The organism is Pseudarthrobacter cellobiosi (genome assembly GCF_023913815.1).
In the GTDB taxonomy this organism is placed as follows: domain Bacteria; phylum Actinomycetota; class Actinomycetes; order Actinomycetales; family Micrococcaceae; genus Arthrobacter; species Arthrobacter cellobiosi.
This window is the reverse complement of the sequence record NZ_JAMXBK010000019.1, coordinates 180970-200616: the sequence shown is the minus strand read 5'-3', so window position 1 is coordinate 200616 and position 19647 is coordinate 180970. Positions and strand designations below refer to the sequence as shown.

The 19647-nt window shown below is 66.5% G+C and carries 18 protein-coding genes; 10 read left to right on the top strand and 8 right to left on the bottom strand.

Going from position 1 to position 19647, the window contains the following annotated elements:
* The first annotated feature begins 20 nt into the window (after nt 1-20).
* From NG701_RS05655 to NG701_RS05645, 3 genes are all read left to right on the top strand, one after another.
* A complete protein-coding gene (locus NG701_RS05655; RefSeq protein WP_252565229.1) occupies nt 21-3272 on the top strand; it encodes an efflux RND transporter permease subunit in 3252 nt (1083 codons plus the stop codon).
* A gap of 112 nt (nt 3273-3384) precedes the next feature.
* Nucleotides 3385-4494 carry an LLM class flavin-dependent oxidoreductase gene (locus tag NG701_RS05650; protein WP_193342372.1) on the top strand — a complete coding sequence of 370 codons (1110 nt, stop codon included), beginning with the start codon at nt 3385-3387 and terminating at the stop codon, nt 4492-4494.
* Nucleotides 4494-4964 (top strand): MarR family winged helix-turn-helix transcriptional regulator, encoded by a 471-nt coding sequence (locus NG701_RS05645; protein ID WP_160671885.1) that lies wholly within the window; start codon nt 4494-4496, stop codon nt 4962-4964. The genes NG701_RS05650 and NG701_RS05645 overlap by 1 nt, the downstream gene beginning before the upstream one ends.
* A 76-nt stretch (nt 4965-5040) precedes the next feature.
* Here the strand turns inward: NG701_RS05645 and NG701_RS05640 are convergent, their stop codons facing one another.
* Together NG701_RS05640 and NG701_RS05635 are read right to left on the bottom strand one after the other, a co-directional pair.
* On the bottom strand, nt 5041-5847 hold the full coding sequence (locus tag NG701_RS05640) for a transglutaminase-like domain-containing protein (RefSeq protein ID WP_252565227.1): 807 nt from the start codon (nt 5845-5847) through the stop codon (nt 5041-5043).
* A 72-nt stretch (nt 5848-5919) separates the two neighbouring features.
* Nucleotides 5920-6738, bottom strand: coding sequence for a hypothetical protein (locus NG701_RS05635; RefSeq protein ID WP_252565225.1), 819 nt, complete (start codon nt 6736-6738; stop codon nt 5920-5922).
* Nucleotides 6739-6832: 94 nt separating this feature from the next.
* Here NG701_RS05635 and NG701_RS05630 point away from each other — a divergent pair, with 94 nt between their 5' ends.
* Genes NG701_RS05630 through NG701_RS05620 form a run of 3 tightly spaced genes read left to right on the top strand, consistent with a single transcriptional unit; the run spans nt 6833 to nt 8909 of the window.
* Complete coding sequence (locus tag NG701_RS05630; protein ID WP_252565223.1) at nt 6833-7495, top strand: DUF1684 domain-containing protein; 663 nt, start codon at nt 6833-6835, stop codon at nt 7493-7495.
* Between the two features lie 56 nt (nt 7496-7551).
* Nucleotides 7552-8400, top strand: a complete 849-nt coding sequence (locus NG701_RS05625; protein ID WP_252565221.1) for a fumarylacetoacetate hydrolase family protein — start codon at nt 7552-7554, stop codon at nt 8398-8400.
* A 17-nt stretch (nt 8401-8417) separates the two neighbouring features.
* A complete protein-coding gene (locus tag NG701_RS05620) occupies nt 8418-8909 on the top strand; it encodes a GtrA family protein (RefSeq protein WP_252565220.1) in 492 nt (163 codons plus the stop codon).
* Here NG701_RS05620 and NG701_RS05615 read toward each other — a convergent pair.
* The 6 genes from NG701_RS05615 to NG701_RS05590 all read right to left on the bottom strand — a co-directional run bounded on the left by NG701_RS05615 (nt 8906) and on the right by NG701_RS05590 (nt 15475).
* Entirely contained in the window at nt 8906-10060 is a 1155-nt protein-coding gene (locus tag NG701_RS05615) for a cysteine desulfurase family protein (RefSeq protein WP_252565218.1), read from the bottom strand. The genes NG701_RS05620 and NG701_RS05615 overlap by 4 nt on opposite strands.
* 7 nt (nt 10061-10067) lie before the next feature.
* Nucleotides 10068-10940, bottom strand: coding sequence for a carboxylating nicotinate-nucleotide diphosphorylase (gene nadC / locus NG701_RS05610; RefSeq protein WP_252565216.1), 873 nt, complete (start codon nt 10938-10940; stop codon nt 10068-10070).
* Nucleotides 10933-12741, bottom strand: coding sequence for an L-aspartate oxidase (locus tag NG701_RS05605; protein ID WP_252565213.1), 1809 nt, complete (start codon nt 12739-12741; stop codon nt 10933-10935). The genes nadC and NG701_RS05605 overlap by 8 nt, the downstream gene beginning before the upstream one ends.
* Before the next feature lie 69 nt (nt 12742-12810).
* Nucleotides 12811-14133, bottom strand: a complete 1323-nt coding sequence (nadA, locus tag NG701_RS05600; RefSeq protein ID WP_252565211.1) for a quinolinate synthase NadA — start codon at nt 14131-14133, stop codon at nt 12811-12813.
* The gene (locus NG701_RS05595; RefSeq protein ID WP_252565260.1) at nt 14130-14840 is read right to left on the bottom strand and encodes an NUDIX hydrolase; all 711 of its coding nucleotides are present in this window, start codon (nt 14838-14840) and stop codon (nt 14130-14132) included. The genes nadA and NG701_RS05595 overlap by 4 nt, the downstream gene beginning before the upstream one ends.
* Nucleotides 14841-14995: 155 nt before the next feature.
* Nucleotides 14996-15475, bottom strand: a complete 480-nt coding sequence (locus NG701_RS05590) for an Lrp/AsnC family transcriptional regulator (protein ID WP_252565209.1) — start codon at nt 15473-15475, stop codon at nt 14996-14998.
* Nucleotides 15476-15649: 174 nt separating this feature from the next.
* Between NG701_RS05590 and NG701_RS05585 the strand changes: the two genes are divergently transcribed.
* From NG701_RS05585 to NG701_RS05570, 4 genes are all read left to right on the top strand, one after another.
* Complete coding sequence (locus NG701_RS05585) at nt 15650-17029, top strand: amino acid permease (protein WP_252565207.1); 1380 nt, start codon at nt 15650-15652, stop codon at nt 17027-17029.
* 198 nt (nt 17030-17227) lie between these two features.
* Nucleotides 17228-18277, top strand: coding sequence for a thiamine pyrophosphate-dependent enzyme (locus NG701_RS05580; RefSeq protein WP_252565206.1), 1050 nt, complete (start codon nt 17228-17230; stop codon nt 18275-18277).
* Complete coding sequence (locus NG701_RS05575; protein WP_252565204.1) at nt 18270-19322, top strand: alpha-ketoacid dehydrogenase subunit beta; 1053 nt, start codon at nt 18270-18272, stop codon at nt 19320-19322. The genes NG701_RS05580 and NG701_RS05575 overlap by 8 nt, the downstream gene beginning before the upstream one ends.
* Complete coding sequence (locus tag NG701_RS05570; RefSeq protein WP_252565202.1) at nt 19315-19644, top strand: biotin/lipoyl-containing protein; 330 nt, start codon at nt 19315-19317, stop codon at nt 19642-19644. Before NG701_RS05575 ends, NG701_RS05570 begins: the two co-directional genes overlap by 8 nt.
* The last annotated feature ends 3 nt before the right edge of the window (nt 19645-19647 follow it).

The following is a 19647-nucleotide window of genomic DNA, read 5'->3' as shown; positions in this document are numbered from 1 at the left end:
CCCCACAGGAGAGACCCGCGATGTTCCGGCTGGCACAACTTTCATTGGCAAACCGGGCGCTGATCGCGCTGATCACCGTCTTCGCGACGGTGTTCGGCGTGATCACCATGTCATCGCTGAAACAGGAACTCATCCCCTCCATTGAGTTCCCGCAGATCACTGTCCTCTCCGCCATGCCCGGCGCGTCGCCCGAGGTGGTGGACAAGCAGGTCAGCGCACCGCTCGAAACTGCCCTGAACGGCGTCGAAGGCCTGGAGTCCACGTCCTCGACGTCGCGCAACGGCGTCTCACAGATCTCCAAGGTGTTCACCTACGGGACAAACCTTGACCGCGCCCGGAACCAGATCGACCGGGCCATCTCCAACGCCAAGCGCTCCCTGCCGGAGGACGTGCAGCCGCAGGCCATCGCGGGCAGCATCAGCGACTTCCCGATCGTGTTCCTGGCCGTGTCCTCGGACAAGCCGCTGAGCGAACTGAACGCGGACCTGGCGCGCCTCTCCGTTCCCCGGCTCCAGAAGATCGACGGCGTCCGGGGAGCCGACGTGACCGGCGGCGCCACCCAGCACATCGAGATCCTCCCCCGCCCCGAGGCGATGGCTGCCAAGGGCGCCACGATCGAGTCCATCCGGAACGCCCTCGGCAACAACGGCGCACTGATCCCTGCCGGGACCATCCAGGAGCAGGGCAAGACGCTCTCCCTCCAGATCGGCAGCCCGGTGGATTCCCTGGACGCCATCAAGGCACTCCCCTTGGGCGGAGCGAAGGATGCCGCGACAATCGGCACGGTGGCCGACGTCAGCCTGCAGGACAACGAACGGACCTCCATCACCCGGACCAACGGCCAGGAAACGCTGGCGGTGTCCGTGACCAAGAAGCCCGAGGGCGACACCGTGGGAATCTCCCACGCCGTGAACGACTCGTTGGCGGCCCTTGAGGCCGAGCTGGGGTCCAACGCAAAATTCACGGCGGTGTTCGACCAGGCCCCGTTCATCGAGAAGTCCATCAAGGACCTCACCACCGAGGGCCTGCTCGGGCTGGGCTTCGCCGTCGCCGTCATCCTTGTTTTCCTGATGTCAGCCCGATCCACCCTTGTTACCGCGGTCTCCATTCCGCTCTCGCTGCTGATCACGTTCATTGGCCTGTCCGCGACCGGCTATTCACTGAACATCCTGACCTTGGGCGCGCTGACCATTGCGATCGGCCGGGTGGTGGACGACTCGATTGTGGTGATCGAAAACATCAAACGCCACCTCAGCTACGGGGAGGAGAAAGTCCCCGCGATCCTCACCGCAATCCGGGAGGTGGCCGGCGCCATCACCGCCTCCACCTTGACCACCGTGGCGGTCTTCCTGCCCATTGCCTTCGTGGGTGAGCTCGCCGGCGAACTCTTCCGACCCTTCGCCCTGACAGTCACCATGGCGCTGCTGGCATCCCTGCTGGTATCGCTGACCATCGTTCCGGTCCTGGCCTACTGGTTCCTCAAGAGCCCCGCCGGTTCGCCCGCCGCCGGTTCGCCAGCTGCAAGTTCGCCCGCCGCCCGCGAAGCTGCCGCCCGTGTTGCCGCCGCCGCCCGTGCCCAGGCTCAGGAAGCCGAACAGAAGAGCCGGCTGCAGCGTGCCTACCTGCCCGTCCTCAGCAAGACCCAGAAGCACCCGGTGCTGACCCTGGTCGCCGCCGTTCTGGTGCTCGGCGCCACGGCCGCCATGACGCCGCTGCTGTCCACCAACCTCCTCGGCGATTCCGGCCAGAACAGCATGACTGTCCGCCAGCTGATGCCGGCGGGCACAAGCCTGGCCGACACCAGCGCAGCCGCCGTCAAGGTCGAGGACGTCCTCCGCGGCATCGAGGGTGTCAAGAATGTCCAGCTCACCTCCGGAAACGCGCAGGCGGGCTTTGCCGCCCTGACGTCCTCCGGCGCCGCCAACTCCACGTTCACGGTGGTGACGGATGAAAAGGCCAACCAGGCAACGCTCCAGGAAACCGTCCGGACCGAAGTAGGCAAGGTGGCCGGTTCCGGGAAGATCACCGTGGGCACCCAGCAGGGAGGCTTCGGGACATCCTCCACGGTGGACATCACCATCAAGGCGGCAACGTCCGAGGACCTCCGCACAGCCAGCGAGGCCATGGTGGAAGCAATGGCCGGTGTGCCGGAAACCAGCGAGGTGACAACCAACCTCGCTGCCAGCCAGCCGGTAGTCCAGGTCAAGGTTGACCGGGCCAAAACCGCGGCGGCCGGACTGAACGAGGAACAGGTGGCCGGCGTCCTGGCGGCCACCATCAGCCCCATCCCCGCAGGCACGGTCCGGATCGACACGAACGATTTTCCCGTCCAGATCGGCAAGGGCACCCGGTTCACCAGCATCGATGCGGTGCGCAACATCGCCCTGCCCGCCGCGGGCGCGCCGGTGACCCTTGGCAGCATCGCGTCCGTGGAACAGGTGGACGTGCCGGTCTCCATTACCGCCAGCAACGGCCAGCGGACCGCCAAAGTGTCAGTCACGCCGTCGGGCTCCAACCTTGGTGCGGTGAACGCGGAGGTGCAAAAGCGCCTCACGGAGGTCAGTCTCCCAGCGGGGGTCACCGCGGAACTCGGCGGCGCCACCACCCAGCAGGCCGAGTCCTTCCAGCAACTGGGCCTGGCGCTCCTCGCGGCGATCGCGATTGTCTACGTCATCATGGTGGCCACGTTCAAGTCGCTGATCCAGCCCCTGATCCTGCTGGTGTCCGTACCCTTTGCCGCCACAGGCGCCGTGGCCCTGCTGCTGGCCACGGCTGTTCCCCTCGGCCTGCCGTCGCTGATCGGCATGCTGATGCTGGTGGGCATTGTGGTCACCAACGCCATTGTGCTCATCGACCTCATCAACCAGTACCGGCAGCCACGGGACGGCCGCGGCGGCATGAGCGTGGCGGATGCAATCACCCACGGCGCGCGGCAACGCCTCCGGCCCATCCTGATGACCGCGCTGGCCACCGTTTTCGCCCTGACGCCCATGGCGCTCGGCCTGACCGGGGGCGGCGGCTTCATTTCCCAGCCGCTGGCCGTGGTGGTGATCGGCGGCCTGGTCTCGTCCACAGCGCTGACCCTGGTGCTGGTTCCCGTGCTGTACCGGCTCGTGGAGGGACGGCGGGAAACAAAAGCGCTGCTCCGTGCCATGCAGCAGCGCCCGGAGTTTGCGGCAGCGGACAACGTCGATGCCGAGTTCCGCGACTGGACCACCGGCATGGTGCCCCGCGTCAGTGGCCGCCGTGCCGCTCCGGGCGACCCCCTGTAACACCTGGAATATTCTCGTCGGGGAGGCGTTATATCCGTCGATACATGCAAACGCATGAAAATCGGGTATAGTGGAATCAAGCCCGGAGAGTCCAGGAAACGGAAGGCACACCATGCAGATCGGCGTATTCAGCGTCAGTGACATCACCACTGACCCCACCACCGGCCGGACGCCCACGGAGAACGAACGCATTAAGGCGGCCGTGGCGATCGCCAAAAAAGTCGAGGAAATCGGCATGGATGTCTTCGCCCTCGGCGAGCACCACAACCGCCCGTTCTTCTCGTCCTCGCCCACCACCACGCTTGCGTACATCGCCGCGCAGACCGAGCGGATCACCCTCTCCACCGCCACCACGCTGATCACCACCAACGATCCGGTCAAGATCGCCGAAGACTTCGCCATGCTCCAGCACCTCGCCGACGGCCGCGTGGATCTGGTCCTGGGCCGCGGCAACACGGCTCCGGTATACCCGTGGTTCGGCAAGAACATCCAGGACGGCGTGGAACTGGCCATCGAGAACTACAGCCTGCTGCGCCGGCTGTGGGACGAGGACACGGTGAACTGGTCCGGCAAGTTCCGTACGCCACTGCAGAACTTCACGTCCACCCCTCGCCCGCTCGACGGCGTGGCCCCCTTTGTGTGGCACGGGTCCATCCGCACGCCGCAGATCGCCGAAGTGGCGGCCTACTACGGCGACGGGTTCTTCGCAAACAACATCTTCTGGCCCAAGGAGCACTACCAGCAGCTGATCAGCCTCTACCGTGAGCGCTACGAGCACTACGGCCACGGCAAGGCGGACCAGGCCATCGTTGGCCTCGGCGGCCAGTTCTTTATGCGGAAGAACTCCCAGGACGCCGTGAAGGAATTCCGGCCTTACTTCGATAACGCGCCCGTCTACGGCCACGGCCCGTCGCTGGAGGACTTCACCTCCCAGACGCCACTCACCGTGGGAAGCCCGCAGGAAGTCATCGAAAAGACCCTCACCTTCCGCGAGTACTTCGGCGACTACCAGCGCCAGCTGTTCCTGATCGACCACGCGGGCCTGCCCTTGAAGACCGTGCTGGAGCAGCTTGACCTGTTCGGCGAGGAAGTCCTCCCGGTCCTCCGCAAGGAATACGCGGCACTCAAGCCCGCGCACGTCCCGGACCCGCCCACCCACGCCGGCCGCGTGGCCGCGCTGATGGCTGCACAGGCGTCTGACACTGCCCCTTCGGAGGCGTGATGGCTGCCGGCGGCAACGAATCACCCATCCGCTTGGCAGCGGAAACCTGGGAATCCCTGTTCCGGGCGCAGGTCGCCGTGATGCGCAGGCTGCAGGCCGGTCCCGCCTTCCGGAAAGTGGCACTGAACGAATACGACGTGCTGTTTACGCTCTCCCGGTGTCCGTCCGGCTGGCTCCGGCTCAATGAACTCAATGACCATGTCCTGCTGAGCCAGTCGAGCCTCAGCAGGCTGGTTGAGAGGCTGGAAAAGCGCGGGCTCGTGGTCCGGATGGCTGCCCCCGACGACGGCCGCGGCGTGCTGCTGAAGCTCACCGAGGAGGGGTCTGCCCTCCAGAAGGAGATCGGCCGGGAGCATGTGCGGGACATCTCCAGCCTGGTGGGGCCAGCCCTGACGGCTGCCGAGCAGAAGGAACTCCAGCGGCTGACCGAGAAACTCCGGCATTCCGTGGGGGCGCGGCCGGCAAAGTAACTGCCTGGGAAATAACCGGCCGGGAAGTATCTGGCCGTGAACTCACCGCCCGGCAATGGCGGGCGGTGCCGGGAAACTAGACGAGCATGACCAGCTTGGCAGGATCTTCCGACGGCAGCTGGCCGTTGACCACGGCGCTGACCCGCAGCTCGGTCAGCGTCAGGCGCCCGCCCACCGTTGACAGGAACGCGGTGTCGGACGAGTCGCGGCCAGCGGTGATCCGCAGCATCGACTCCCGCGGGGCCAGCCCCGTGGGGTCGATGACGTGCCAGGCGCCATTGACATGCGCCTCGGCTACCGCGTGGAAATCCATGGGGCTCAGCCCCGGTGCGTACACGGCCGCGAGCCGGGCCGGGATGTCCTTGGAACGCAGCAGGGCGATGGCCAGGTGCGCGAAATCCCGGCACACTCCCCTGCGGTGCAGGAGGGTTTCCACGGCGCCGTCAGTTCCCCTGGAGGAACCGCTGATGTACCGCAATTCCCCAAAGACCCAGCTCCGCACGGCCTGGAGCAGTTCCGCACCGTGCAGGCCACCGAATTCGGCATAGGCCGTGGGCAGGAGCCGGTCCGACTCCGCGTAACGGCTTGGCCGCACGTAGCGGATGAGCTCAGCCAGGGTGGCTTCTTCCGGGACGGCCTGCCCTGCCACCGTCGCCGAGTAGTCAACGGTGACTTCGGCGGGATCAGTGAACTCCATATAGTGCAGGCGGCCGCCATGATGGTCCGCGAGTTCCTGCAGCGGAACCGGCTGCCCGTCGGCCGTGACAGTCAGGGATTCATCAAACGAGGTGTAGCCGGGATTCCTGGCTACAGCGATGGCCAGGGCTGCCTTCGTGTCGGCGATGGTCCTGAAAACCATACGTGCTGAAACGGTGCGTTCCATGTATCTCCGGGGTGTGAGGTAGTGGCAGAACTTCCCGCTCTGACCCGGGGATGAGGGGGCCGGGGGGCGGGACTAGTTTTTGATCTCCAGAGACATTAGCATCCGCTGGACGTTCGCGAATTCCGAGCTCTCATCCACGTACTTGGCGGCCTGGCCCAGGGTGTCGAACGCCTTGGCCGGGGCCACCTTCTCATCCGGGGCGAAGGCCTTCAGGACGCCGAGGTCACCGAACGAGTAGTCCCCTTTCCCCGCCGGGCCACGGACCACATTCCGCAGTTCGCAGGCTTGGCCGTCTGCCCCGCCCACAATGTTGGTGATGCCGTAGGAGCCGAAGTAGCGGTAGCCCTGGATGACGCGGAACACTACGTGCGGCGCTATGGTCCCTTCCCCGGTCAGGCCGGGAAGATCCAGCGGCACGCTGCTGATCACGATGTACGGTTTGCGGGCAGCCTCGGGGCATTCAGACGACGACGACGGCGGCTGTCCTGTCCGCAGCGTGGCCACAACCGCGCCGTCCTGCTTTTTCACCTCAATCTTCAGCGCACCCGGCAACGTCCCCTCCTCGGGAGTGACGGACTGGGCGATCCATTCCTCCGGCAGGTCGAAGCTGACGGTCTTCGCCGGATCGGTATAGGTCTTCCACGCAGCCGCTGTTGCGGCCGGGCCGGGTGCTGCGGACGTCGGGACGCCCGCTGTGGCAGAAGGATCCGACGACGGGGACCCTGTAGCGCCGGAGGCTGAGCTCGTGCTGGCGCCAGGGCTGGCCGATGTGTCCGGCTGCGCGGTCCACGCTGAATCGCTGTTACCAGGCGCGCTGCAGCCGGATGCCAGCGTCCCTGCCATCAGCAGCGCGGCCGTCCGCACTCCCCACATTGCCGCCTTGTGTGTCATGCAGCCAGCCTAGCGGCGGACGCCGTCGGCCAAGAGCCGGAGCCTCGTGTCGCCGTCGGAGATTCCCCGTACGCAAGGGACTAGGCTGGTGCCTATGGCGGATGAGCAGCATGGCGCGGACCTTGACAGCCTGGCGGACATCTCTGCCATCGACATTGCGGACTGGCGGCTGCGGACTTTTGCCCTGTACGACACGGTGCGGAAAGTTGCCGCTGAAGATCCGGCGGAGGCCCATTCCCTCTGGCGGCATGAGCGCGACCGTATGTTCGCAACGCATCCGGCCTCAGCCCTCAGCGCGAAAGACAAGTCGCAGTTCTCCGGCCTGAAGACGGCCGACTACGATCCCATCTACCGGTTCTACGTGCCGCTGACCCTTGAGGGCGCCGGCCGGGAAATGACCGTGGAAACCGCCACTGACGGTGTGGTCCGGTTTGTCCGGCTGGGCACGTTCGATCTACCCGAGCTGGGCCAGCTGGGCGTGTGGAAGCTGCGCGGTTACGGCGGCGGGATTTTCGTGCCGTTCCGGGACGCCACGGCCGGCCAGCCCGGCGGAACGTACGGCGCCGGCCGGTACCTCCTGGACACCATCAAGGGCGCATTCCACGGGGTCCATGGTTCCGGGGCGGGCGCCGAGTTTGTCCTTGATTTCAATTTTGCCTACAACCCGTCCTGCGCATACAACGAGGCCTGGGCCTGCCCGCTGCCCGGACCTTCCAACCGCCTGGCCGTGGAGATCCCGGTGGGCGAGCTGTACTGAGCCGCCACCGGCGGTCGCCGCTGCCGGGAGCCTACCGGAGGACGTAGGATGTCATCATGACTGCCAGCGCTCCCCGCCGCCTTGCCCGTGTCCGCCCCCTGTCCCCCGCTGTTGCCGACGAGCATTTCTTCGTGGCCAATGACGCCCCGGACTTCGGCTCCGCCGCCGGCCGGTCCTGGACAGTGGTTGATTCCCCCTTCGGTGCGTCCCGCGCAAACGCCAACCACCCGGCCCGGCCGGGGTGGGAGACCGGCGCCGTTGTAGACCAGGAGTCGTTCACGTACCTGGCGCCTTCCGTCCCCCTCAACGTCTTTGGCATGGCGCACAACACCGGCCAGGCCGGCCGGGACCTCCCGCCGCAGGCCTTCCACAAGGCGGCATCGAGCGTGATCGGGCCGGGCGACGCCATTGAACTGAGCACAACAGTGGGCTACGTGGACCCGGAAGCGGAACTGACCGTCGTCGTCGGGCGCACCGTCCGTGGCCTGACGCTGGAAACTGCCCGGAGCGCCATCCTTGGATTCACCATCGGCAACGATGTCTCGGCCCGCGATCTGCAGAAGTCTGACGAGCTGTGGATCAGCGCCAAGAGCCAGGACACCTTCACTCCCGTGGGCCCATGGATTGTGACGGACCTCGACGACTCGGACCTGTCCATCAGCATCGTCCACAACGGCACCGAACTGAAGGCCGCCAGCAGCACCGAACTCGGCTGGAAGGTGGACGAAATCCTCGTGTACCTCAGTTCCTTCATGACCCTGCACGCCGGCGATCTGGTCCTCACCGGCTTCCCGGCGGAATGTGCCCGCATCCAGCCCGGAGACACAGTTGTGTGCCGGGTGGAGGGAATTGGCGAGCTCAGCAGCCCGGTGAAGGCTGCGTCCTGGGAGGAAACACCGGCCTGATATGTCAGGCTTGACCCATGGAGACCCCTGCTGCGCCCGCCGCCCAGCTGACGCAGCAGCCCACGCGCGGTGCGCCGGCCACCAAGCACTACCGCGGAATCTTCAGGTTTCCGCTGGTGCGGCAGCTCCTCCGCTTCACCGGCGTCGGCATCATCTGCACCGCAACGTCCCTGGCGCTGTATGCGTTGCTGCGCCCCTGGCTGGGACCGCAGCTGGCCAACGCGGCCGCCCTGGTGCTGACGTCCTTGATGAACACGGCGCTGAACCGCAGGCTGACGTTTAAGATCTCCGGGCAGCGCCGGATGGCCCGCGACCACCTCCACGGCATGATCGTCATCGCCGTGGCGCTGGTCATTACCGGCGGCAGCCTGGGCGTGCTGCATTGGCTGCACCCGGACGCCACCGTGTCCGATGAGCTGTGGACCACCACACTGTCAGGCTTCGTGGCCACCGCCGTGCGGTTCACGATGCTGCGGCATTGGATTTTCCGCCGCGCCCGCCATATCTAGCGGCCGAGGGTCCTGACGCTCCCGACGGCAATGCCCACGGCTGCCGCCGCCTGCTCCAGTTCGTCCGCGGTCACGGCCGAGGTGAAGCTGAACCGCACAGCTGTCTGCGCCACGTCGGCGCCATAGCCCAGCGCGGTCAGCACCGGCGACGGCGCATCGGAACCCGCGGCACACGCCGAACCGCTCGAGCACACCACACCCTGCCGCTCCAGCTCCAACAGCACTGATTCGCCGCTGGTGCCGGGGAAACAAAACGACGCCACTGACGGCAACCGTTCCGTCCGGTGCCCGGTGAGCAGGGCTCCGGACACCGTCTCCAGGATGGCGGCGATGAAGTGTTCGCGGAGAAGGGCCACGCGGGCGGCAAGCTCCGGCCGTTCAGCGTGGGCGAGCGTCAGGGCCGTGGCCAGCGCCACGGCACCGGCAACGTTTTCGGTCCCGGACCGGCGGCCGCGTTCCTGGCCGCCGCCATGCACCAGGGGCTCCACACGGGTCCGGCCGCGGACATACAGCATGCCGCAACCCTTGGGCGCACCGAGTTTGTGGCCGGAAATGCTCAGGGCATCCACGCCCAGCGACTTGACGTCCAGGGGCAGCCAGCCCGCGGCCTGGACGGCGTCGGTGTGGAACGGGATGCCCCGCCCAGCGGCGATGGCGGCCAGTTCGGCGACCGGCTGGATGGTGCCCACCTCATTGTTCGCGTACATGACGCTGACCAGGGCAGTTTCCGGCCGGAGCACGGCGGCGAGCGCCTCCGGCGTCACCCGGCCGGTCCCGTCCACCGGAACCACGTCCACGCTGAACCCGTGGAACCGTTCCAGGTAGCGCGCGGACTCTTCCACGGCGGGATGTTCGACGGCGCTGATCACCACGCGGTTGAGGACCGGGTCGGCAGCCTGCCGGGCGAGGGCAATGCCCTTGACCGCGAGGTTGTCCGCCTCAGTGCCTCCCGAGGTGAAGGTGACCTCGCCCGGGCGGCAGCCGAGCACCTTGGCCACGGCCGCACGGGCGCCTGCGAGCGCGGACGCCGCGGCCTCGCCAAGCGTGTGGTGGCTGGAGGGGTTGCCGAACTCGCCGCTCAGGTAGGGCCACATGGCCTCGAGGACTTCGCGGCGGACGGGCGTGGTGGCGGCGGCGTCAAGGAAGATCATGGCTGCTTCAGCCGACGCTCAGTTCGACGTCCAGGCCGAGGTCCAGGGCAGTCACGCTGTGGGTGAGACCACCGATGGAGATGACGTCCACGCCCGCCGCGGCGATGTCCGCTACGGTGCCGAGGTTGACGTTGCCGCTGGCTTCCACCACGGCGCGTCCGTCCACCTGCTTGACACCGGCACGGAGCCCGTCGAGGGTGAAGTTGTCCAGCATGATGGTGTCCACACCGGCGGCAAGGACGGGTTCGATCTGCTCGGCGCTGTCCACCTCCACTTCGAAGTGCGTGGTGTGCCCCAGCTGGGCCTTGGCCGCGGCGAGCAGGGCAGTGAGCTTGGCGGGGTCTCCCCCGGTCATGACGGCCAGGTGGTTGTCCTTGGCCAGCACGGCGTCGGAGAGGCTGTAGCGGTGGTTGGCGCCTCCGCCGCAGCGCACTGCGTAGCGTTCCAGCACGCGCAGGCCCGGCGTGGTCTTGCGGGTGTCCGTGATGCGCGCCTTGGTGCCTTCGACGAGCCGGACGAATTCCGCGGTCTTGGTGGCGATGGCACTCATCCGCTGCACCAGGTTCAGCCCAACCCGTTCGGCCAGCAGCACCGAGCGCGCGTTGCCGGTGACGCGCGCGAGGTGCGTTCCGGCGTCGAACGCTTCACCGTCTGCCAGCAACAGCTTCACGTCCGTTTCCGGATCAATGAGCTTCATGGCGTCGCGGAACACCGTTCCACCGCTGAACACGCCGGGCATCCGGGCGTTCAACACCGCGGTGGCGCGGGCGTCAGCCGGGATCAGCAGCTGCGAGGTGATGTCACCGTTGGGCGCGTCCTCGGCAAAGGCCCGCTCCAGGATGTCCCGGACGGGTGCTGCGGGGAGGGTCAGGCTAGTCATTAACGAGGCTCGCTTTCCTGCTCATGGTGTAACGCTTATCAAAATCTCCGACGGCGGCATCCGCGGGCACGCTGTCGCTGCGGTAATGCGCCCCCAAGGATTCCCGCCGCTCCCGCGCGGAATAGACGAGCAGCTGCGCAGCCAACAAAAGATTGGCATCCTCATGCTCCCGCGGATCGAAGGAATCAGGAACAGTAAACGGGTCGTCAGCAGAGGCCCACGCCCCAAGCACAGCCCCCGCTTCCCTAAGCAACCCGCCATCACGAAGCACCCCAGCGTTGGCAGTCATCAACCGCCGAAGCGCCACCCGGGAAAACGGCCCCGCCTCACCAAACGACACTTCAATAGGCCCAGGTGCCGGAACAGTCTCAAACTGCCAGGAAATGGACGCTGACGCGTCGTTGAACATCACCGGCAGTTCCGGAGGTCCCGATAGCGCCGTTGTTGCGTGAGCGGCCGGACCGGCCGCCGAGCTTGCGAGGCGATCGCCGGTGCGAGGCGAGAGCGCAGGCGCCGAGGGACTTGCGGAACTGCTGGCCAGAAACGCAGCAACAGCCCGCCGCCCAAAGACAAGTCCCTCAAGAAGGGAGTTACTGGCAAGCCGGTTAGCCCCTTGGACGCCGGTGCAGGCAACCTCGCCGGCGGCCAGCAACCCAGGCACCGAGGTCCGCCCGTAGAGGTCGGTAAGGACCCCGCCCATCCAGTAGTGCGCCGCCGGTGCCACGGGGACCAGTTCGCGGGTCCAGTCGACGCCGGCCTCGCGGGTGCGTTGGGTAATGGTGGGGAACCGCTTGGCCAGGTAGCCCTTGCCGTGCCTGGCCTCGACCACCATGGCGTCGAGGAACACGTGCCCGTTGGGATCCCCCAGGGTGGCGAGGTGCAGGGCGATGCTGCGGGAGACGACGTCGCGCGGGGCAAGTTCTGCGTCGGCGTGATAGGCAGGCATAAAGCGTTCGCCGCGGGCATCCAGCAGGATGGCGCCTTCACCGCGCACGGCTTCGGAAATCAGGAGCGGTTCAGCTCCGTTGCCGGCTGCCTCGAGGGCATCGGCCGGGAGCACCATACAGGTGGGGTGGAACTGGAAGAACTCCAGGTCCGCAACTGCGGCTCCGGCCCGCCAGGCGAGCGCCAGCCCGTCGGCAGTTGCCACGGCAGGGTTGGTGGTCCGGGCGAACAGTTGGCCCGCTCCCCCGGTGGCCAGGAGCACGGCATCGCCGCGGATGGCGAGTTCCCGCCCGGCGTGGAGGAAATTCACGCCGGCCAAGCGTCCATCGCTCTGCGACAGGGACGTGACCTGGGCGTGCCCGATCACCTGCATCCGTCCAGCGGCCTGCGCATCCAGGACCGTCTTGATGAGTGCCCTGGCTACGCCGGCACCGGTTGCGTCGCCGCCGGCGTGCAGGATCCGCGGCGCGGAATGGGCGGCTTCGAGACCCAGCGAGGGGTCGCCGTCGTCGTCCATGTCGAAACGCACGCCGAAGCGTTCCAATCCGGCGATATCCAGCCGGGCCTCCGTGCAGAGGACGCGGACGGCGTCCTCGTCGCAGTGGCCGGCCCCGGCCTTCAGCGTGTCTGTGATGTGCGCGGCCACGGTGTCCCCGGGCGCTGGCACGTCGAGGACGGCGGAGATGCCACCTTGGGCGTAGTACGTGTTACTGTCCGCGAGCGCGCCCTTGGTCAGCAGCACCACTTCAGCGCCGGCGTCGGCGGCAAGCAACGCCGAGTACAGTCCCGCAATGCCGCTCCCGACGACGATCAGCCGCCGGGGTGCCGGACCACCGGCTGGGCTCTCTGCGCTCATGTGGGGCTCGTTTCGGTTTCCAGGGTTACAGCGGGCGGGACTACAGCGGGCGGGACTACAGCGGACGGGCTAAAGCGGACGCGCGGCGAGCATACGCTCGAGCGCGGTTTTGGCGTTGTCCTGGACGGAATCGTCCACGCTGATGCGGTTGACGATGCGGCCTTCAACGAGTTCCTCCAGGACCCAGGCGAGGTAGCCAGGGTGGATGCGGTACATCGTGGAGCAGGGGCAGATCACCGGGTCCAGGCAGAAGATGGTGTGCTGCGGGTACTCGGCGGCGAGCCGGTTCACCATGTTCACTTCCGTGCCGATCGCGAAGGTGGTCGGTTCGGTGGCGGCTGCGATGGCCTTCTTGATGAAGTCGGTGGAGCCGGCTGAATCGGCGGCGTCCACCACCTCCATGGGGCACTCGGGGTGCACAATCACGTTGACGCCGGGGAACTCGGCCCGGGCCTTTTCGATCTGGCCGACGTTGAAACGCTTGTGGACCGAGCAGAAGCCGTGCCAGAGGATCACGCGGGAATCGAGCAGGGCTTGCTCATCGTTGCCGCCCAGTTCCTTGCGCGGGTTCCACATGGGCATCTGTTCCAGCGGCACACCCATGGCTTTGGCGGTGTTGCGGCCCAGGTGCTGGTCAGGGAAGAACAGGACCCGCTGGCCCCGTTCGAACGCCCATTCCAGGACCACCTTGGCGTTGGATGAGGTGCAGACGATGCCGCCGTTGCGGCCGCAGAAAGCCTTCAGGGCGGCGGAGGAATTCATGTAGGTGACCGGAATGACCGGAACCCGCCCCTCGGCGTCGGCCTCGGTACCGAAAATCTCTTCGAGCTGTTCCCAGCACTCCTCCACGGAGTCGGTGTCCGCCATGTCCGCCATGGAGCAGCCGGCAGCGAGGTTGGGCAGGATGACGGCCTGTTCCGGGGTGGAGAGGATGTCCGCGGTCTCGGCCATGAAGTGCACGCCGCAGAAGACGATGGCTTCGGCGTCCGGCCGCGTGAGGGCGGCGTTGGCCAGCTGGAAGGAGTCGCCCACAAAGTCGGCGTACTGGATGACTTCGTCGCGCTGGTAAAAGTGGCCCAGGACCACTGCCCGGTCGCCGAGCTTAGCCTTGGCCGCACGGATGCGAACATCGAGCTCGGCATCGCTGGCGAGCTTGTATTCTTCCGGCAACTGGCCCTGGCGCGGCGTGGCGGCCGGGGCGACGTCCGCACTTGAGGCTCCGGGTCCGTAAGCCGGGCTCCCAGCGAGCGCCTCGGCAAGGTCGTACTCCCACGGGCCCTTGGCGAGCGCCGGGCTGCAGGTGGCTGCTGTTTTGCCTGCAGCCGCGCTCCGGGACGCGCTTTCGGCTTGTTCGCGCGTGATCAGCTGGATGGCTGTGTTGACGCTGCTCATGGTGTGCTCCTGTTATCGGGGTCAAGGCCGGGGCGGCCGGTGAAGCGGTAAAGACGAGGCGGACGGTGTTTACCGCCCTGGAGGTATTCGCCGGTTTCTTCGATCTCCGGCGTGGATTTGAGCTGGCGGCCGAAGTTGGCCGGGTCCAGCCGGGTGTCCAGGACGGCTTCATAGACTTCCCGGACCTGGGCGAGCGTGAAGTACTCCCCCAAAAAGTGGTAGGCCACCGAGCCGTAGGCCAGCTTGTTCCGCAGGCGTCGGAGCGCGTACTCAACAATGGCGTTGTGGTCGAAGGCCAGGTCCCCCACCTTGTCTGCCCGGAACCACTTCACATTCTCCGATTCGTCGGCCAGGGCGGCCTCCGTGGGCTGGACCAGCGCCCAGTAGACGATCGACACCACGCGCTGGGTGGGTGAGCGGTGCAGCCCGCCGAACGCGTAGAGCTGCTCCAGGTAGCTCGGTGTGAGTCCGGTGGTTTCGCGGAGGTTCCGGGACGCAGCATCCTGCAGGGATTCAACATGCGTCAGCGGTCCGCCGGGCAGGGCCCAAAGATCCTTATACGGCTCACGAATCCTGCGGACCAGGGGAAGCCAGAGGGTAGGCCGGCCCGAGGATTCGCTGGGCCGCAGGGCGAAGATGACGGTGGAGATAGCGAGCGAGGGTGCAGCGGTGGCCCGTTCGGAGACGTTCGCTGAGCTGCTGTACACGGTCACTCACCCGCTCTCTGCTTCTGGGCTTCATTGCCATCACTTAGTTATGGTCATTTTGACTAGAACTGATTCTACGGCCACATTCCCCTGATTCAAAATGTTTCGCCGCCCCGCGCGACTGGACGAGCTCCTTGGGCTGGTCCCCGTAGACCTTACTCCGGCTGCCTGGCGGCTGCGGCTTCGAGCAGGTTCAGTGTCCTGCCCTGGAAGTGGGTGTTGAGGACAATCACGGACGACGCACGGAGCACGGTCCTGGTGGCGATCATCGCATCCAGAACACGCTGCAGGTCCGGATTCGACCGCGCGGCGATCCTCGCCATGAGGTCCGAGCTGCCGGAAACGGTGTGGACCTCGATCAGTTCCGGGATCGCGGCCAGCGCCTCGGCCACCGCATCGTGGCCCAGGTCCTGGTTGATGGTCAGCGAGCAGAAGGCAACCACCGGGAAGCCGAACTTTGCCGGGTCAGGCCGGGGCACCCACGAGCTGATCACGCCGGCCTCCGTCATCCTGTCCAGCCGCGATTGGACCGTGGCGCGGGCGACGCCCAGGACCCTCGAGGCCTCCAGCACCGAGCCCCGCGGAGTGTCGGTGAAGAATCTGACAATTTTGGCATCCAGTGCATCAACGTTCATACAATCTCCTTCACACGCTGCCATGCAGTAGGCAGATTGCTAGCCAATAGCCATCCGAGTGATTCAAAGTGCCACCATCGTTCCACAACCGGTGCCCGCGGACCAGCGACTTAGGCGGTAAATTCAAGTGGTCCCCGCGGGGGCACCACCCCAAACCCAAGAAGGTTCACAGGCATGACATCGAAGTCCACGGCAGTGCGGCCGAAATCCCTCCTCGGCCACACCATGAAACCCCGGCAGCTCACCATGATGGGATTGGGCAGCGCCATCGGCGCCGGCCTGTTCCTGGGTTCAGGGGCCGGCATCCAGGCTGCCGGGCCCGCCGTGCTGATCTCGTACCTCGTGGCTGGGACGCTCATCATCCTGGTGATGTGGGCGCTGGGCGAGATGGCCGCTGCGAATCCGACCAGCGGCGCGTTCTCCGTGTACGCCGAACGAGCGCTGGGAAAAACCGCCGGCGCGACGGTGGGCTGGCTGTGGTGGCTCCAGTTGGTGGTGGTCATCGCCGCGGAAGCCCTGGGCGCAGCGGGCCTGCTGTTTTCTGTGTGGCCGGTTGTCCCCGTCTGGACCCTGGCCCTGATCTTTATGGTTGTGTTTACGGCCATCAACCTGACGGGCGTCAAGAACTTCGGCGAGTTCGAATTCTGGTTTGCCATCCTGAAGGTTGCCGCCATTGTGGCGTTCCTGGCCGTGGGGGCGGCCCTGCTGCTGGGCCTCCTGCCCGAGGTAGCTTCGCCCGGATTTGCTAACATCACCACTGATTTTGCTCCCGCCGGGCTGGGCGGAATCGCCACGGCGTTGTTCGTGGTGATCTTTGCCTTTGGCGGAACCGAGATCGTGGCCGTGGCCGCCGCGGAAACGGAGGATCCGGAGCACAGTGTGGGCAAGGCGATCCGCACGGTATTGTGGCGCATCCTGGTCTTCTACATAGGGTCGGTCTTTGTCATCGCGGCCGTTCTGCCGGTCTCCTCCGAAGGACTCGCCTCGCCCTTTGCCGGCGTGCTCGACGCGGCCCGGATCCCGGGCGCCGGCACGGCGATCACCCTGGTTGCCGTCGTCGCGCTGCTCTCCGCACTGAACGCCAACCTCTACGGCGCATCCCGCATGGTGTATTCGCTGGCCGAACGCGGCGAGGCGCCCCGGTTCCTGGCGAGGCTCAGCGGCGCCAGCGTGCCCATGGTGGCGGTGTGCGTCTCCGTGGCGTTCGGCTTCTTCGCCACCGTTCTGGAGCTGCTGTTCCCGGACCGGATCCTGCCGGCCCTTTTCCAGCTGGTCGGATCCACGTGCCTGGTGGTCTGGGGCACGGCCCTTGTTTCGCAGCTGATCCTCCGACGCCGGGCGGACCGGGACGGTGCCGTCCTTCCCCTGCGGATGAAGGGATTCCCCGGCCTGACAATCTTCGGACTGGTCCTCCTGGGCCTGATCTTCGCCGTCGGCTTCAGCGCGGAAAGCAGCCGCGGCCAGCTGCTGAGCACGTTTGTTCTGGTTGCCTGCCTCGCGGCAGCCTGCTGGATCGGCGCCCGGCTCACCACCCGCGATCGCCAGCCCAAGTAAGTAGCGCTATCTGTCGTTTTCGGCGGTCAAAACGACAGATAGCGCTACCCAGTTGGGGAGGGGGCAGAAAGACCGTCGGCGGCTCGCGCTGTACAAATTGCGAAGCTGCCAGCCGGAACACGGCACAGTTTTTTGCAGACTGACCGGCCCCTGCTGTGCTGATTGCCCACATATCCGCCGGTGACTAGGGTCACAGGCATGGACACACTTCCGCCGCCGGCGTCCGGCAACAAAACGTCGCCGCTGAACCCCGGCCAGCTCCGCGATCTTTATTCGCTCATGGTGGCCGTCCGGGACCTGGACACGTCCGCCGTCGCCTGGCAGAGGCAGGGCATCATCCCCGGCTATGCCCCCGAACTGGGCCAGGAAGCAGCCCAGGTGGGCAGCGGCTACGCCGTGGACCTGTCCCGTGACTTCGTGTTCCCCACCTACCGGGAAATGGGCGTGGCCCGCGCCATGGTCGTGGACATGGTTGCCTACATGGCAACCCACAAAGCCACGTGGCACGGTGGCCTCTACGATCCCCTGGAATCGCAGCTCGCCCCGATCCAGGCGGTGGTGGCCGGCTCCGTGCTGCACGCCGTCGGCTGGGCACACGGCCAAACGCTGGCCGCCGCCCCCGGCGACGAAACCGGCGCGGCCCTGAGCTACTTCGGTGACGGTGCCTCGTCCCAGGGCGACGTCCACGAGGCCCTGAACTTCGCGGCTGTCCTGAAGGCGCCGGTGGTGTTTTTCGTCCAGAACAACGGCTGGGCCATCTCAGTGCCCACCGAACACCAGGGGGCCGGCGGCTCCGTGGCTGCCCGCGCCGCGGGCTATGGCATCCCTGCCGTCAAGGTTGACGGCAACGATGTGGTGGCCGTCGTGGAGGCAACGCGGCGAGCGCTGGCACACTGCCGGGCCGGAAACGGTCCCGTCCTCATCGAAGCCATGACCTACCGCCGCGGCCCGCACTCCACCTCCGATGACCCCGGCCGCTACCGCACGCTTCAGGAAGAACACGACGACGGCGGCCAGGATCCGCTGGAACGCTTCCGTCAGGTCCTGCTCGCCGACGGCGTCGCCGACGAGGAGTTCTTCGCCGCCGCCCTCGCTTCAGCCAAGGCGGAGGAGGAACAGATCCGGGAGGGCCTCCATGCCCTGGCGCCGCGCCCCGGCAGCGAAATGTTCAGCCTGGTGTTCCAGGAAACCACGCCCGCCCTACAGGCCCAGGCCGCCAACTGGCGGAAGGAGTCCGAGCATGTCTAACGCCATCCTTGAAAGCGAGGCCTCCATGGACGATGGAACGGGCCGCAGCGGAGTCGAACAGCTGTCCATGCAGCAGGCCCTGAACCGGGCCCTCGATGAGGTCCTGGCGGACAACGCAAAAGCCGTCATCTTCGGCGAGGACTGCGGCCGGCTCGGCGGAGTCTTCAGAATCACGGACGGCCTGCAGGCAAAGTACGGCGAAGCCCGGGTCTTCGATACCCCGCTGGCGGAGTCCGGCATCCTGGGCATCTCCGTGGGCCTGGCCATGGCCGGTTTCCACCCGATCCCCGAGGTGCAGTTCGACGGCTTCGCCTATCCGGCCATCAACCAGATCGTCTGCCAGATCGCCAGGATGAACAACCGCAGCCGCGGGACCCTGCCGATGCCCATCACCCTGCGCGTTCCCAGCTTCGGTGGCATCCGTGCCCCCGAACACCACGGCGAATCACTCGAGGCGCTCTTCGCCCACGTGCCGGGCCTGAAGGTGGTGTCGCCGGTGAACCCCCACGAGGCCTACCACCTCCTCAAGTACGCGGCCTCACGTCCGGATCCGGTGATCTTTATGGAGCCGAAGTCCCGCTACTGGCAGAAGGGTGAGGTTGACGTCGCCAACGCCGATGCCGGCGGCGGCTCCCCCACCGGCGCCAAGGTCATGCGCGAAGGCCGCCACCTCACTCTCGTGGCTTGGGGTGCCATGGTGGCGCGCTGCCTGCAGGTGGCCGACCTGGCCGCCGAGGACGGCGTGGACATCGAGGTCCTGGACCTGCGCTGGCTCAAGCTCATCGATACCCACGCATTGGTGGCATCCGTGGCTAAGACGCGGCGCGCCGTCGTCGTCCATGAAGCCCCACTGACCTCCGGCCTCGGCGCGGAAGTCGCACAGCTCATAACCCAGGGGTGCTTCAACACCCTCAAGGCGCCGGTGGAACGCGTGACAGGCTTCGATGTCCCGTACCCCTCCGGTGACCTCGAGGACGAATACATCCCCAACGTTGACCGGATCCTTAGCGGGATCCAGCGAGTATTGGAGTACCGCCGTGGCTGAAATTTCCTTCCCGCTCCCGGACCTCGGCGAGGGCCTGATCGAGGCGACCGTGCTTGAATGGCTGGTTTCGCCCGGCGATCAGGTGGAACGGAACCAGCCGCTGGTGGAGGTGGAAACCAGCAAATCCGCTGTTGAACTGCCCAGTCCGCAGGCAGGTAAAGTGGTGCGTATCTTCGGTGGGGCAGGCGACAGGATCAATGTCGGCGAACCCCTGATCGTGTTCGAGGTGCCGGACAACACTGCCGGAATCGTGGGTACGGTCCCGAAGGATGAGGCACCGACGCGCCGGGTCCGCCTGAGCGCCGTACTTGATGAGGACTGACAC

Coding starts and splice junctions, on each gene's coding strand:
- NG701_RS05655 (WP_252565229.1), top strand. CDS start 21: ATGTTCCGGCTGGCACAACTTTCATTGGCAAACCGGGCGCTGATCGCG.
- NG701_RS05650 (WP_193342372.1), top strand. CDS start 3,385: ATGCAGATCGGCGTATTCAGCGTCAGTGACATCACCACTGACCCCACC.
- NG701_RS05645 (WP_160671885.1), top strand. CDS start 4,494: ATGGCTGCCGGCGGCAACGAATCACCCATCCGCTTGGCAGCGGAAACC.
- NG701_RS05640 (WP_252565227.1), bottom strand. CDS start 5,847: ATGGAACGCACCGTTTCAGCACGTATGGTTTTCAGGACCATCGCCGAC.
- NG701_RS05635 (WP_252565225.1), bottom strand. CDS start 6,738: ATGACACACAAGGCGGCAATGTGGGGAGTGCGGACGGCCGCGCTGCTG.
- NG701_RS05630 (WP_252565223.1), top strand. CDS start 6,833: ATGGCGGATGAGCAGCATGGCGCGGACCTTGACAGCCTGGCGGACATC.
- NG701_RS05625 (WP_252565221.1), top strand. CDS start 7,552: ATGACTGCCAGCGCTCCCCGCCGCCTTGCCCGTGTCCGCCCCCTGTCC.
- NG701_RS05620 (WP_252565220.1), top strand. CDS start 8,418: ATGGAGACCCCTGCTGCGCCCGCCGCCCAGCTGACGCAGCAGCCCACG.
- NG701_RS05615 (WP_252565218.1), bottom strand. CDS start 10,060: ATGATCTTCCTTGACGCCGCCGCCACCACGCCCGTCCGCCGCGAAGTC.
- nadC (WP_252565216.1), bottom strand. CDS start 10,940: ATGACTAGCCTGACCCTCCCCGCAGCACCCGTCCGGGACATCCTGGAG.
- NG701_RS05605 (WP_252565213.1), bottom strand. CDS start 12,741: ATGAGCGCAGAGAGCCCAGCCGGTGGTCCGGCACCCCGGCGGCTGATC.
- nadA (WP_252565211.1), bottom strand. CDS start 14,133: ATGAGCAGCGTCAACACAGCCATCCAGCTGATCACGCGCGAACAAGCC.
- NG701_RS05590 (WP_252565209.1), bottom strand. CDS start 15,475: ATGAACGTTGATGCACTGGATGCCAAAATTGTCAGATTCTTCACCGAC.
- NG701_RS05585 (WP_252565207.1), top strand. CDS start 15,650: ATGACATCGAAGTCCACGGCAGTGCGGCCGAAATCCCTCCTCGGCCAC.
- NG701_RS05580 (WP_252565206.1), top strand. CDS start 17,228: ATGGACACACTTCCGCCGCCGGCGTCCGGCAACAAAACGTCGCCGCTG.
- NG701_RS05575 (WP_252565204.1), top strand. CDS start 18,270: ATGTCTAACGCCATCCTTGAAAGCGAGGCCTCCATGGACGATGGAACG.